Origin of the sequence: Streptomyces sp. NPDC058371 (assembly GCF_042723265.1) — a bacterium.
GTDB lineage: Bacteria > Actinomycetota > Actinomycetes > Streptomycetales > Streptomycetaceae > Streptomyces.
In genome coordinates this window covers 409,815-423,855 of record NZ_JBHXJC010000003.1, presented here as the reverse complement: position 1 = coordinate 423,855, position 14,041 = coordinate 409,815, and the positions used below count along the sequence as shown (strand labels likewise).

14 protein-coding genes are annotated in these 14,041 nt (G+C 71.3%); all 14 read right to left on the bottom strand.

Annotation, left to right across the window (positions count from 1 at the left end; translation table 11 throughout):
* Positions 1–146 precede the first annotated feature (146 nt).
* Positions 147–983 (bottom strand): thioesterase II family protein, encoded by an 837-nt coding sequence (locus tag ACFWM2_RS13385; protein WP_383277566.1) that lies wholly within the window; start codon positions 981–983, stop codon positions 147–149.
* Complete coding sequence (locus ACFWM2_RS13380) at positions 980–2,248, bottom strand: multidrug effflux MFS transporter (RefSeq protein ID WP_383277563.1); 1,269 nt, start codon at positions 2,246–2,248, stop codon at positions 980–982. Before ACFWM2_RS13380 ends, ACFWM2_RS13385 begins: the two co-directional genes overlap by 4 nt.
* Positions 2,245–4,008, bottom strand: coding sequence for an FAD/NAD(P)-binding protein (locus ACFWM2_RS13375; protein ID WP_383277560.1), 1,764 nt, complete (start codon positions 4,006–4,008; stop codon positions 2,245–2,247). Before ACFWM2_RS13375 ends, ACFWM2_RS13380 begins: the two co-directional genes overlap by 4 nt.
* Positions 4,009–4,523: 515 nt before the next feature.
* Positions 4,524–5,777 carry an MFS transporter gene (locus ACFWM2_RS13370; RefSeq protein ID WP_383277557.1) on the bottom strand — a complete coding sequence of 418 codons (1,254 nt, stop codon included), beginning with the start codon at positions 5,775–5,777 and terminating at the stop codon, positions 4,524–4,526.
* A 111-nt stretch (positions 5,778–5,888) separates the two neighbouring features.
* The gene (locus tag ACFWM2_RS13365; protein WP_383277554.1) at positions 5,889–6,287 is read right to left on the bottom strand and encodes a carboxymuconolactone decarboxylase family protein; all 399 of its coding nucleotides are present in this window, start codon (positions 6,285–6,287) and stop codon (positions 5,889–5,891) included.
* Between the two features lie 207 nt (positions 6,288–6,494).
* Positions 6,495–7,514 carry an aldo/keto reductase gene (locus tag ACFWM2_RS13360; RefSeq protein ID WP_383277551.1) on the bottom strand — a complete coding sequence of 340 codons (1,020 nt, stop codon included), beginning with the start codon at positions 7,512–7,514 and terminating at the stop codon, positions 6,495–6,497.
* 49 nt (positions 7,515–7,563) lie between these two features.
* Positions 7,564–7,773, bottom strand: a complete 210-nt coding sequence (locus tag ACFWM2_RS13355) for a 4-oxalocrotonate tautomerase family protein (RefSeq protein ID WP_383277548.1) — start codon at positions 7,771–7,773, stop codon at positions 7,564–7,566.
* A gap of 232 nt (positions 7,774–8,005) precedes the next feature.
* Complete coding sequence (locus ACFWM2_RS13350; protein WP_383277545.1) at positions 8,006–8,857, bottom strand: hypothetical protein; 852 nt, start codon at positions 8,855–8,857, stop codon at positions 8,006–8,008.
* 6 nt (positions 8,858–8,863) lie between these two features.
* On the bottom strand, positions 8,864–9,490 hold the full coding sequence (locus tag ACFWM2_RS13345; protein ID WP_383277542.1) for a hypothetical protein: 627 nt from the start codon (positions 9,488–9,490) through the stop codon (positions 8,864–8,866).
* A gap of 124 nt (positions 9,491–9,614) precedes the next feature.
* Positions 9,615–9,965 carry a YciI family protein gene (locus tag ACFWM2_RS13340; RefSeq protein WP_383277539.1) on the bottom strand — a complete coding sequence of 117 codons (351 nt, stop codon included), beginning with the start codon at positions 9,963–9,965 and terminating at the stop codon, positions 9,615–9,617.
* A 5-nt stretch (positions 9,966–9,970) separates the two neighbouring features.
* Entirely contained in the window at positions 9,971–10,768 is a 798-nt protein-coding gene (locus ACFWM2_RS13335; RefSeq protein ID WP_383277536.1) for an AfsA-related hotdog domain-containing protein, read from the bottom strand.
* 35 nt (positions 10,769–10,803) lie between these two features.
* A complete protein-coding gene (locus tag ACFWM2_RS13330; protein ID WP_383277533.1) occupies positions 10,804–11,079 on the bottom strand; it encodes an acyl carrier protein in 276 nt (91 codons plus the stop codon).
* A complete protein-coding gene (locus tag ACFWM2_RS13325; RefSeq protein WP_383277530.1) occupies positions 11,073–11,939 on the bottom strand; it encodes an SDR family NAD(P)-dependent oxidoreductase in 867 nt (288 codons plus the stop codon). The genes ACFWM2_RS13330 and ACFWM2_RS13325 overlap by 7 nt, the downstream gene beginning before the upstream one ends.
* A complete protein-coding gene (locus ACFWM2_RS13320; protein ID WP_383277527.1) occupies positions 11,936–13,285 on the bottom strand; it encodes a class I adenylate-forming enzyme family protein in 1,350 nt (449 codons plus the stop codon). Before ACFWM2_RS13320 ends, ACFWM2_RS13325 begins: the two co-directional genes overlap by 4 nt.
* Positions 13,286–14,041 lie beyond the last annotated feature (756 nt).

Sequence of the window (14,041 nt, the reverse complement as noted above, 5' to 3'; positions counted from 1 at the left end):
CGCCTTCGCGGTCTCCGTCGGCATCGCCCGGCTCGATCCGCCCAGCCTCGCACAGCACGTACGGTCCACCCTTCGCTCCGCCCGAAGAAGCCCCCGGCCCCAGCGCCGACCCCGGCCCGCACCTGCTCACGTCCACGGCACTCACGCTAGCTGCGGCCCGGTCTCCGGCGCTTCTCGAATCCTGACCGGTCCGGCCGCGGGACCGCCGGGACGTCCGGGACCGCCTCGGCCACCGGCACCGCCGTGCAGGCCTCGATCACTGCCCGTACCACCTCGGGACGGTGTTGCCGGAGGTAGAAATGGCCGCCGGGGAAGAGGTGGCGGCCCTGCCAGTGGTGGGTCGTGGAGTGCCAGGCGGTGAGGTGGGCGGGGGGCGTCGTGGGGTCGTCGGTGCCGCCGTAGGCGGTGAGGGGGGTGGGGAGGGGCGGGCGGGGTGGGTTCGGGCCCGGGGCTGCCCGCCAGGTGTCGACCAGGTGGAGGTCGCTGCGCAGCAGGCCGGCGAACATCCGCCATACCGTGCGGTGTTCGAGGATTTCCGGCGGAGTTCCGCCGGCCCGGCGGGCCCAGGCGCGCAGGGCGTCGTCGTCGAGCAGATGCCGGTCGCCCGGCCCGGCCGCGGTCCGGGTGGGGGCGGGGCAGGCCGAGACGCCGAGCCAGCGGGGCCCCGGGTCGCCGTGTTCGGCGAGGCGGTGGGCCGTCTCGTACGCGGCCAGGGCGCCCATGCTGTGGCCGAAGAAGGCGTACGGACGGTCGAGCCACGGCAGCAGCCCCGCCCGGCAGAAGTCGGCGAGTTCGCCGAGGGTCCGCGCGGGCGGGGCGTCGGCCGCCTGTCCCCTGCCGGGTGCGTCGAGCAGGCAGACCTCCCAGTCGTCCGGGAAGTCCGCCGTCGCCCAGTCCGCGTAGAACCGGGCGGAGCCGCCCGCGTGGTGGAACAGGAACAGCCGCAGCGCCGGACGCGCCACCGGGCGCGGGCGCGTGATCACGCGCCCGCCCGCAGCCGCCGTGCCGGCGAGGGCGCCTTCGCGGCGGAGGCGGCCACCCCGCCCGTCCCCGACGCCGCCGGTCCCCCGCGGGACAGCAGCGCGTAGCCGGCCAGGGCCCAGCAGGGTGCGGCGATGAGGAGGGCGGACGGTACGGCGCCGGGGTGGTGGACCAGGGACGCGAGTTGGCCGTAGAGCGCGCCGGAGGCCATCTGCATGGCGAAGAACAGGCCCGAGGCGAGTCCCGCGTGGGCGCCGACCGCCTCCAGGGAGCTGGCCTGTGCGGTGGGGAAGACGGCCCCCACGCCCACCATCACCGCGGCCATCCCGGCCGTGAACGCCACCGGGCTGGCCGGCAGCGCGGCGGCCAGCGCGACCAGTCCCGCCGCCGCGCAGCCCGCCCAGACGGCGGCGGTCCGCATGGTCCGTACGGTCGTCCAGCGGCCCACCGCCCGCCGGGCCGCGGTGCTGCCGGCCACGTAACCGAGCACCACGCATCCGTACGCCGTCGCGAACCCGATCGGGCCCATGCCCATCCGGCCCTGCAGCAGCAGGGAGGACAACAGGGTGAAGACGAAGTAGCCGCACCAGGCGAGGCTGATGGTGATGGCGGCGGCCCGGAACGGGCGGTTGCGCAGGATCTCGCGGCAGCCGCGCAGGACATGGCCCGTGGAGAGCGGTACGGCCGTCTCGCGCCGCAGGGTCTCCGGCACGGCCCGGGCCACGGCGGCGAACATCAGCACGCCGGCCACCAGCATCACCGCGAAACACGAGCGCCACGAACCCGACGCCACGAGCACCCCGCCGAGCAGCGGCGACACGGCCGGCGTGATCGCGAGCCCGGTGGAGAGGTACGTCAGCGCGGCCACCCGGCGGCGCGGCTCCATGACGTCCTTGACGATCAGGCGGGCCACCACGGTGCCCGCGCACCCGCCCAGCGCCTGCAGAAAGCGCAGCACGTCGAGCTGCCAGACCTGGTCCGCGACCAGCGAACCGCAGGTGACCACGGTGAACAGGGCCAGCCCGCCGAGCAGCACCGGGCGCCGCCCGTAGCGGTCGGCGAGCAGTCCCGCGCAGAGCATGCTGAGCGCGTACCCGGCCATGTACGCGACCAGCGTCTGCTGGATCGCCGCCTCCGTGGAACCGAGGTCGGTGGCCATCCGCGGCAGCGCGGGGACGTACATGCCCACGGCCAGCTGGGGCAGACACACCAGCGCGACGAGTACGGCGATCGGCGCGACCGATACGGTCCGGACACCGGGGCTCACGCCGCCACCTCCAGGGGGGCGCGGGCCGGACGGGCCGCGGGCAGCAGCAGCCGGGCCATGCGCTCGGCCTGGCGGGCGACCATCTCCATGGAGCTGGTGTAGTAGAAGCTGCCGGCCGTGAGGTTGCCGAGGGCGTGGATGCGCGCGTCGGGGGTGCCGGCGGCGCTGACGAGCTCGTGGTCGTCGGTGACGGTGACACCGCCGAAGCGGTGCGGGGTGGCCAGGCCCTGGTTGATCAGGGCCGCGGTGAGCGGCATGGCCCGCAGTCCGTCCACCCCCGGGTCGGGTCCGATGGCGCTGATGACGACGTCGAACTCCTGTATGTACGGGTCCGGTTCGGCGCGTGTGCCCTCGCTGAGTACGGCGTAGTGGGTGCCGTCCGAGTAGGCGCCGACGTGACGCAGGCCGCCGCTCACCCGCAGCGCGCCGCTGTCCAGGAGGGTGCTCAGCTTGTGCGCGTTGACCCGTGGCATGGGGTTGCGCAGGTTCATCAACGGCCGGTGGTAACGCTCGTGCAGGAGCCGGCGCGCAGCCGGACTCAGCAGCCGCCAGGCCGTCTCGACGGCCGGGTTGGTTGCCGCGAGCACCTGCTGCCAGGCGGCGATGTCCGCGTCCGCGCCCGCCAGTTGGCGCCGCAGGGCCCCGGCCGGATCGTCGCAGCGCCGGGCTCGCTCCAGTACGTCGGCGAGCGGCGGCAGCCCCTCCGCGTCGCGCTGCAACAGCTCGGCCAGGTCGTGGAGTTCGAGCCCGCCACGGGCCGCGGCGAGCCGGGTCAGGTGCTCCGCGGTGAAGTGGACCGGCCGGACCGCGGGCAGCTCGGCGCGCACCCGGGGCAGCATGCCGGTGCGGGAGAGCAGGTGCAGGGGACGGCGCAGGCCCGCCTCGGTCAGCGCCACCGCGATGTCTACGGCGGTGAGGCCGGTGCCGAGCACGGCCACCGACGCGTCGGCGGGCACGGACCGGACCAGCCGGGTCAGCGGGAACGGGTCACGGTGGTAACCGGGGGTGCCCTCCAGGTTGTACAGATCGGGCTGCGGGGGCGCCCCCATGGCCAGCACGAGCCGGCCGACGGCCCACGTCTGCCGGTCCCGGGTCAGCAGCTGGATCGGCTCGTCGGGCGCCGCGAGCAGGTTGACGACCTCGTCGTGGACGACGTCCACCCGGGTCCCGAGGGCGCGCAGCCGGTGCACGGCCGTGGTGAACTGCGTCCCCAGATACGTGCCGAAGGTGCTCCGCGCCGGGAACGTCCCGGACGCCTCGTCCAGGGCCGCCCCGGGACCCGGCCCTTCTCCCGCCCGCCACCGGGCGAAGTGCCCCGGGTCGGTGGCCGACACCGACATCGCGGCGGCCTCTCGGTTGATACGCGCGGACAGCAGGTCGTCGCGGTAGACGGAGCCTGGGCCCGTGGTCCGCGACCGTTCGAAGACCAGCACGCTGTCCGGCAGTTCACGGCGTATCGCCGGCGACCGCTCGGCCCGCTCGGCCAGCGACCACAGCAGCGCCGTCGCCGCCGCTCCACCACCGACGACCCCGAGCGTCCGGGGCGGGGACGCGGCCACGGCGGCGGGTTTTTCGAGAACCTGGTGATCGGGGCGGACTGCTGGCTCGATACGGACGGAGTGGTCGGGGCGGGCCGGATGGGCCGAGTGGGCCGAGTGGGCCGGAAGGTCCTGGTGGTCCTGACGGGCCGAGTGGTCCTGGTGGTCCGAGTGATCGTGGTGGTCGTGGTGGTCGGGCTGGAACGGCGTCGGGTGCGGCACGGCGGGTCTCCTGTCGGTCCTCGGTCTGTCCGGCCTGGTCGGGCTGGTTGGGCTGGTCTGGTCGGGCTGGGCTTCGGTAGTACGGGGGGCGGGCGCGGGCTTCGTCACGCGGGCGCACGTGGGTAGTTGGGGGCGCGTGCAGACTTGTTCACGCCCGACGCGAGTGGGCGGGCACAGGGCGTGCATGCGCTTCGTCACGCGGGCGTAAGCGCATATGTGGGCAGGCGCGGGGCGTGCACAGGTTTCGGCACGCGGGGGTACGGGAGTGCACGCCGGGCGTGCGGGTGAAGACGCGCGCGGCTGCTGTGGACACGCGCGGGTGGTGCAGGCGTACGCGAGAGCGACGGCGTACTCGAAACCGACGGCGTACGCAGGGGTGCAGACGTACGTAGGGGGCGCGGACGTACTCAGGGGGCGCGGACGTACCCGGAAGCGCGGGCGTGCGGGGTGGGCGGGCACACCACAGGCCCGTGCCGGTCGTACAGACGGAGCGGCACGGGCCCAGGTGCGTCGGGCTACGCGTCCGAGCGCTGATTGCCGACGGCCGCCGCGATGAGCGCGGCCACGGCGAACCCGCCGGCGATCCAGGTGACACTGGCCAGGCCGATGTTGTCGACGACCAGGCCGCCCAGCAGCGAGCCGAGCGCGATCGAGCCGTTGAACGAGGTGATGTAGAGCGAGGAGGCGGAGTCGGTCTGCCCCTTGGCGGACTGCATCACCCAGGTCTGCAGGCAGACCGGCAGGGCCGCGTAGGCCAGACCCCACACGATGAGCACGGGGTAGGCGACGTACGAGACGTCCTTCAGGGCGGCGAAGACGATCAGCGCCGCGGCCATCGCACCGACCGCGCCGAGCAGGGACTTGCGCAGCGAGCGGGCGACGGTGGCGCCGGCCACGAAGTTGCCGAGCACGCCGGCGATGCCGAAGACCAGCAGCAGGACGCTGATCAGGCCGGAGTCGATGCCCGTCTCGTCCTCCAGGTACGGGGCGACGAACGTGAAGGCCAGGTAGTGGCCGATCATGGTCAGCGTGGTGACGAGCAGCGCCGTGGCCAGCGGACGGTGGCGCAGCAGGGCGGGCAGTGCGCGGACGTCGGCGCGTCCCTGGGAGGGCAGCTTCGGCAGCAGGGTCAGTGCACCCAGCATGACGAGGGCGCCGAGTCCGGCCATGGCGTAGAACGCGACCTGCCAGTGCGTCTGCTGGCCCAGGAAGGTGCCGAGCGGGACGCCGAGCACCGAGGCGATGGAGATGCCGGACAGCACGATCGCCGTGGCCTTCACGGAGTGCCGCTCGGGGACGAGACGGACGGTGGTGCCGGGCACCGTCGACCAGAACACACCGTGGGCGAAGCCCATCAGGATGCGGGCGGCGATGAGCACGGTGTAGTTCGGGGCGATGGCGGTGACGATGTTGCCGGCCACGACGACCGACATCAGGCCGGTGATCAGCCAGCGGCGGTCGATGCGGCCGAACAGCACGGTGAGCGGCACCGCGGTGAGCGCGGCGACGGCTCCGTACAGGGTCACGGTCAGGCCCGCGACACCGTTCGAGACGCCGACGTCCTTGGCGATGGGCGGCAGCAGGCCGACCGGCAGCAGTTCGGAGGTGACGATGGCGAAGACACCGAGACCGAGGGTCAGGACGGACAGCCAGCGCACGAGCGCGCTGCGGGCCGAGGGGTCCTGTCCGGCGGCGGGTGCGACACCGGCGGACGCGCGGGCGGGCGCTTCGTCGAGCGTCGCCCGGATTTCCGTGGGTGAGGTGGTCACTGGGTTCTCCAAGGCTTCGAGGAGGTGGAAGGACGGCAGAAGGGAGCGGAAGGAAGAGGGGACGGAAGAGACGGAAGAGACGGAAGAGACACGAGAAGAAGGGGAGGACGGCTAGGCGGCGTCGGCCGGCGGCAGGACCCGCTTGGCCACGTTCAGCGCGTTCATCACGCGGGGGATGCCGGCGTAGGCGGTGACGTGGGTGAGCAGCGCGACGATCTCGGCCCGGGTGGCACCGGCGCGCAGCGTGGCGCGCAGATGTGTCTCCAGCTGGGGCTCACAGCCGCCGAGCGTGGTGAGGATGGCCAGGGTGGCCAACTGGCGGGTGCGCAGGTCGAGTTCGGGGCGTCCGACGATGTCGCCGAAGATGTACTCGACGACGGTGTGCCCGAAGCGCTCGTCGAGGGGCGCGACACCGGCGATGACGGCGTCGGGGTCGATCCCCAGCGTGCGCATCACCTCCGCGCCGTGCGCTTCTCGCTCGCTGACGACCGGTGCGGCCTCGGTGGACATGGGATTCCCTTCGTGGGGTGACTGGGCAGAGCAGAACTGAACGGAACTGCGTGGGCCGTACGGCCGGGGTGTACGGGACGGACGTGCCGGGGGCCGCACAGGGGCGGGGGCGTACGGGACGGACGTGCCGGGGGCCGGCATACGGGCGGGGGTACGGGACTGAAGCGCCGGGACCGGGAAGGCGAGGGCCGGTGGGGGGGAGGCGGGTTACTTGGTGGCCGGCATGATCGCGGCCGGGTACCGCTCGCCCACCACGTGCTCGGCACGGAACGCCTCGTCGAGCGCGGCGAGTTCGTCAGCCTTGAGCTCGACGGCCGCGGCGGCGGTGTTCTGCGCGAGGTAGGTCAGGCGCTTGGTGCCGGGGATCGGCACGATGTCCTCGCCCTGGGCGAGCACCCAGGCCAGCGCGACCTGTCCGGGCGTGGCACCGTGCGCGTCGGCGATCTCGCCGACCTGGTCCAGCAGGGGCAGGTTCCCCTCCAGGCCGCCGTCGGCGAAGCGCGGGTTGCCGCGCCGGAAGTCGTCCGCGGGCAGGGTGTCCAGGGTGCGTACGGCACCGGTGAGGAAGCCGCGGCCGAGCGGCGAGTACGCGACCAGGCCGACGCCCAGCTCGCGGGCGGCGCCCAGCACCCCGTCGCCGATCACGTTGCGGGTCCACAGCGAGAACTCGCTCTGGACGGCCGCGATGGGGTGCACGGCGTGCGCCCGGCGCAGGTTGGCCGCGCTCACCTCGCTCAGCCCGATGTGGCGGATCTTGCCCTCGGCGACGAACTCGGCGAGTGCGCCGACGGTGTCCTCGATGGGGGTCGTGCCGTCGAGCCGGTGGACGTAGTACAGGTCGATGGTGTCGACGCCGAGGCGGCGCAGCGAGGCCTCGACGGCCTGCCGGGCGTAGGCGGGGCCGCTGTCGTTCCAGCGCTTGCCGTCGGCCAGGCGGATGCCGAACTTCGTCGCCAGGGTCACCTCGTCGCGGCGGCCGCGGACGGCCTTGCCGACCAGTTCCTCGTTGTGGCCGACGCCGTACATGTCGGCGGTGTCGATGAGCGTCGTGCCGGCGTCGAGAGCGGCCTGGATCACCTCGATGGAGCGGGTGTCGTCGGCGGGGCCGTAGTACCCGCCGCTCATCCCCATGCATCCCAGGCCGATCGCTCCGACGAGCGGCCCCTCGGCACCGATCCGGCGCTGCGGTCCGGCGAGGGCGGGAACCTCGGCGACTGTGTCTGTCATGGTCTTCATTCCTCTTTCGTGGGGGGAGCGGAGCGGGTGGGCCGGGCGGTCAGCGCCGTCTGCTGAGCTCCGCGAAGTCCGGGTCGGAGCCGAGTGCGCCGGCCTCGCCCCAGCGGTTCGCGGGTACTTCGGTCAGATAGACGGTGATCTTGTCGAGCGGCAGCCCCAGGACCTTCTGGGTGGTCGCCGTGATCTCCTCGATCAGCTGCTTCGCGGCTTCGTCGCTCTGCTTCCAGACAGTGACGTGAATGACAGGCATGGCAGTACCTCCGAGTGTTCTCGGTCCGATGAGAGAGTTGCTGGAAATTCCGCGCCACCTGTCGGCTATTTCACGGTAGTTGGGCGGCGGGTGGCGTACAACGCCGAATTCAAGTACCCCGGGCGGGCACCCCGGAAAGGCTGTCCAATGGGTGTGGCCGAATGGCCTGCCCGGGTGGGGTGGCCGGTCGGCTACCCCACCCGGCGCGGCCACCTCACCCGGCGCGGCGACGTCAGCCGGCGGTCGTGACGAACTCGTGGAAACTCGGCGTCTGCAGCTTGAGCTGGGCATGGATGTCCCCGCCGAGCCCGAAGAAGCCGATCGCACCGCCGTAGTTCTGCTGATAACTCATCCACAGCAGCACCACATTGACAATGCGCTTGGGGCCGGGCGCGCCTTTCGCCGGAAAGGGGTTGGGCAGCGTCGCACGGTAATTCCCCTTGCCGCCGGCGTCCGCCATGAAGACATTCGGCACGCCGAGCGGTCCGGGTCGGGAAGGACCGACCGGAGCCGGTGCGAGGTCGTTCTCGCGCAGCGACATCACGGTGTACATGCTGTCGGGTACGAGACCGGAGAATTCGAAACGGAATTCCGCGGCGCGGCCGTTGTCGGTCAGCGCCACCTCCAGCCAGCCCTGCGCCTGGACCCACTGTCCGAGCGTCACCGGCTCCGTGACCCGCCGCCCGTCCTCGGGGCGGAAGTCGGGGATCGGCACCTCGTGGAAGGGATAGCTGGGCCGGCGCAGGGAGTTGGCCTGCGGGGACTGCTCGGGGGCGAACAGCATCGGGTAGTTGTTGATGGGCAGCGGCAGCGGCAGGGTGTGCAGCACCATGTCACGGTCCGCGGGGGCGAGTTGCTCCGGCAGTTCGCGCACGATGCGGTACGGGGTGTTCTCGCCGTGCGGGGGCATCGGGCTGTCGGGGGACACGATGGCGCGTCCCCACTCGGAGGTGACGGACCCGTCCGGGCCGGGCCGGTTGACGCGCCCGATGACCACGAAGTTGCCGTCGGGGTCCATCACCTCGCTGGGCGGATAGGTCGGTCCCTGGGTGGTCAGGCTGAGTTCATAGGTGTTCGAGCGCATCTGGCATCAGTCCTCGACGCGCGCGTACGTCTTGGTGAACAGACCGCCCTGGCCGCCCACGGGGACGATGTACTTCTCGCGCACCTCTTCGAGGATCGACTCGTACGCCGGGGTCTTGAACACGCCGTTGTGCTGGGTGGGTTCGCAGCTGAAGCCGGCCACGAAGAGCACGCCGGGCTCGGTGCTGAGCAGCGAGTGGTACGCGAGGAATATCTCCGACTCGGGAGCCGCGCGCACCGTCTCGAAGATCGTCCGGTCGCGCCACTCGCGGTAGTCGGCGAGCACCGGCGGCTTGACCTCGACGCGGCGCAGCTGGACGTAGGGGGTGGCGGGCAGGTCGTCGTCGGTGTCCTTGGGGGCTTCGACGAACTCCTGGACCTGGCGCCGGAAGTCACCGGCCGCGTACGGCGCGACGGCGTCCCACAGCTCGCGCCACTCCTCGCGCAGCGCGATCAGCTCCTCCAGGCCGGCGAGCGGGCGCAGTTCGAGGAGGGTGTCGGTTCCCTCGGCGGACCGGTAGAGCCGGGCGCCGGACGGGCGGGCCGTGTGCTGCCCGAGCCAGGCCTTGGCGGCCTGCTCCGCGTCGGCGGGCCGGACGGGCACTTCGGTGACGAGCAGAAGACGTGCGGACATGGTTCGTAAACCCTTCTGTGGATTCTGGGAAAGCTGAGGGGTTGGGCATTCTGAGGAATCTGCGGCGCGGGAACGGGGCTGCGCCGAGTGGGATCAGGACGCGGGATCGCCGAGGGCGTCGGCGTCAGCGGACCGGATCCGTGACGGCGGCCTGGACCGGATCCGTGACCGGCGACGCCTCCGGGATGCGTACGGGTGAACGATCCGACAGCCGCAGCACATTGATGCGTACGTCCTGCCAGACACCGCCCGTCAGGAACGGATCGGCGTCGACCCACGCCCGGACGGTCGCCCGGTCCGGCGCGTGCAGGACGAACAGGCTGCCGACCTGGCGCTCACCGTCGTCGGCGAGCAACGGCCCGTACAGCAGGGGCCGCGGGACGGCGGTGCCGAGGCGGGCGGAGTGCTCGGCGCGCAGGGCCCGGCGGCGCTCGGCGGCGCCGGGCCCGTCGGTGCAGTGGACGGTCCACAGCACGGCGGTCACCGCCCCGCGGCGGCGCCGGCCAGGACCGGTTCCGCGGCGACGGCCTCCGCGGCGGCCAGCCCCTGGCGCACCGCCGCACGCGCGGCCATGAGCTCCTGCTTCTCGGCGAACCGCTGCGGGATGACTCGGATCTCCACGGTGAACTCCGCGGCGATCTCCCCGCCCTGGCGGACCGAGACGGTGAAGGCGATGGCCTGTCCGACCGGGGTGCGCTCCCGTCCGCGCAGCCGGTACTCGACGGTCGCCGGCAGCGGGAAGACGAACCGGTGGAAGGCCGAGTCGACCGAGCTGATCACGAACCGGGCCGGCGGTTCGTCGTCGAGCAGGAACTGCTCGGTCACCACCGTCCACGTCTGGCGGGCGGCCTCCAGCAGGGTGACGGCGGGAATGTGCAGCCCGGTGAGGTGGTCCGCGAGCACCTCGACCCGCTGGTCGAGCAGGAGAGCGGCGCGGTATCCGCCGTCGCCCGTCTCCTCGACCGGTCCGATCAGGACGTTCTTCGCGTCGTGCTTGTGGGTGAGCCGCTGCTCGACATGAGCCGGCACCTCACCCTGGCGTATGAAGACGCTGCCGCGGTTCATCGCGGCGAGCACGGACAGCTCGCTCAACTGGTCGGCGCTGAGCCCCTGTCCGACCGAGACGGTGAGCTCCCCGGGGATGTCCCCGGTGCGCAGCCGGGCCAGCAGGTCGCTCGCGGCGATGGTGCCGCGCAGGGCCAGGAACTCCGTGAAGCGGTCCCCGACCACCACCACGGACGCGCGGTCCACGCCTCGTTCCACGGTCGTGTCCGACATCGCTTGCACTCCTTTCAACGGTGTGGGGACGGCCGTCAGACCGCGATGGAGGCGCTCAGCGCCCTGGCGTAGGCCTCGACGAGTTCGTCGACGGTGCGGATGTCGGAGATCACCAGGTCCTCCTCGGCGAACGGGTCCACGTCGAGGTCGATCTCCAGCTGGATGATCAGACGGGCGAGCAGCAGCGAACTGAGACCGATCGCGTTGAGCGCCTCGGCGCCGGTGAATTCACCGTGCTCGACGTCCGCCTCCTTGAGGAGTTCGGAAATGTGCTCCAGCACAATGGCCTTGATGGCGGTGGTGTCTAGCATGTGATGCCTCCGTCGACGACGAGCGTCTGTCCGGTGATGAAAGAGGACTGGGGAGAAGCGAGGAACAGGACGGCGTTGGCAATCTCCTCGACGTCTGCGAGCCTGCCGAGCGGTGTACGGCGCGCGATGCGCTCCCGGTTCTGCTCGGTCACTTCGGTCGTCATGTCGCTGTCGAAGAAGCCCGGCACAATGGAATTGACCCGGATGTTCAGCGGGCCGAGTTCCCGGGCCAGACTTCTGCTGAATCCGTCGAGCCCCGCCTTGGTCGCGGAATAGACGGCCACCCCGCGGAAACCGCGTACGGCGTTGATGGACGACACGTTGATGATCTGGCCGCCGCCCGAGCCGCTCATGACCCGGGCGCAGGCCTGGGCGAGGGCGATCGGTGCGGCCAGGTTGCTGGCAAGCAGGGTGTCGACCTGACGGGCCGAGGTGGTCAGGAACAGTTCCTGCCGGTTCAGCACGGCCGCGTTGTTGACCAGCAGGTCGATCCCGCCGAACCGGCGGGCCACCGAGTTCACGAACGTGCGCAGCGCCTTACGGTCGACGAGGTCGACGGACTCCCAGATGAAGTGGTCGGGCCGTTCGGCCACCGTGTCCTTGACGAAGTCGTTCGCGGACCGGCTGAAGGTGGCGACCTGCCAGCCGTCGGCCAGCAGCCGCTCCACCAGCAGCCGGCCGAGGCCACGGCTGCCGCCGCTGATGACGGCGGTGCGAGCGGTCTCCTGCTCCTGACCGCTGATGACGGCGGTGCGAGCGGCTTCCTGCTGCGACCCGCTGCTATCGCCGGTGGCGACGGTCTCCTGCTGCGCCCCACTGACATCGCCGGTGCCGACGGGCTCCTGCTGCGGGCCGCTCATGCCAGTGCCCGGGTCTTCTTGAAGCGGTCCGAGTGGTGCTGCTCGGTGGACACCTCGACCAGCGCGGGGACCTTGAAGCCCTCCAGCTTGGTACGGCAGTGCTCGCGCACCCGCCGTGACACCGAGCGCGCGTCCTCCTCGACCCCGTCGGCGAGCTGCACGGTCGCCTTGACCACCATGCCCGTGACATGGCTCGGGCGGCCGCTGACGGTGACCTCGGCGATGCCGGGTACCTCCAGGACGATGCTCTCGACCTCGCTGGGGTAGACCTTCTCGCCGCCCACGTTGATGATCTCCGAGCGGCGGCCGAGGATCCGGATCCAGTCGCCGTCGGTCTCCACCACGTCCTGGGTGTTGAAGAACCCCTCGTCGTCGAAGGGCGCGGGCGCGTTCAGATAGCCCAGCATCGCCATGTCCGAGCGGATCCACAGCACATCGTCGATGATCTTGTGCTCGAAGCCGGAGTTGCCGAGCTTGACCCACAGGGTCGCGTCGCCCCGGGACTTCGTGGGCAGGATGCCGAGTTCGGACAGGCCGTACGTCTGCTTCAGCCGTACGTCCGGCAGTTGCCCGGCGAGCCGGCGCAGGGTGCGCTCGGGCATCGGCTCGGTGCCGTACGTGACGAGCCGCAGCGCCGAGGTGTCGTAGCGCTCCAGGACACCGGAGATCAGCACCATGTTCAGGAACGTCGGCGTGGTCGGCAGGATCTGCACGTCGTGCCGGGCGATCGCGGCGAACACCGAGTCGGGGGTGCGTTCCCCGACGGTGACCACGGTGCCGCCCTGGGTCAGCGTGTGCAGCAGGGTGTTGATGCCGCCGATGTGGTCGAGGCTGAGGAACGACAGGATCCGGTGGGCCTTCCCACCCTCGCCGTACCGGGCCAGTACCTTGCTGAAGTCCAGCACCGACGCCTTGCTGCGACCGGTGGTGCCGGAGCTGAACAGGACGAGTCCGGGACGGCCGGCCGCGCGCAGCTGCTCGTACAGGGCGTGCTCCGCCGAGCGGCCGGTGCGCCGGATGACGTCCGCACCGTCGTGGTCGACCGTGATGGTGACCTCGACCTCGGCGACGTCGAGGAACTCCGCGCGCTTGGCGTCGGGCAGCGTGGTCAGCGGTACGACCACGACACCGCGCTCGATCAGCGCGATCATGCCGGCGCAGGCCTTCGGCGAGTAGGCCCCTTCCAGGGTCACCACCTCGCCGGCCCGCACGTTGTTCGCGTCCAGCAGGTCCTGCCATTCGGCGACCATGCCGAGCAATTGCTCATAGCTGTAGGTGCGGTCGTCGAAGACAACGGCATCGGCGGCGCCGAAGCCTGACAATCGATGGGTCAGTGAATTTGCCACTCTGTTCTCCATATCCCCCGGGCGATCCGTGGACCGCCGTATGAGAAAGGGCATGACATCAAACGGGAGAAACACCATTCCGTCTGAATCGAGATCCAGCCTATGAGCGCGCGCCGCCACTCACAACGGGCCTTTGGAGCACCGCATTCGACATCGCCGGACGGCTACACCAGGCCGCCACCCCGGGAAGTCACGCCGGGAAGTTACGCCGGACGACTCCCCCATTCCGCGATCCCCTCCCGGCGCCCCATTCGGGCACGCCATTCGGGCACGCCATATCGGCACCCCATTCAGCCGTCCCTTTCAGGCACCCCAACCTGACACCCCGACCCGGCACCTCAACCCAACCCCCCGACCCGGCACTCCCTTTCACCTCCTCAACCGGGCACTCCCTTTCACCCCTCAATCGGCCACCCCATTCCGGGAGCCCAACCGAGCACGCCGTTCGGGGATCCCAACCGGGCACCCCAACCAGGCACCCCACCCGGCACCTCAACCAGCCACCGCTCCCGGCACCTCGCACCGACGCCCCCTCAGACGACCGAACGACCGAACGACCGGACGACCGGACGACCGAACAGCCGGGCAGCCGTACGGCCGTGCAGCCATGCGACCCGCTGCCCCCGACGCACAAAAAAACGGGAAGCGGGTGTTCTCCCCGGAGAGCAACCACCTCCCCCCTTCAGGCCCGGCGGGACCAGTGGTCCCCGCACCCCAAAACACCCGACCAACCCCTCCCCTCTTCCTCGCATATAG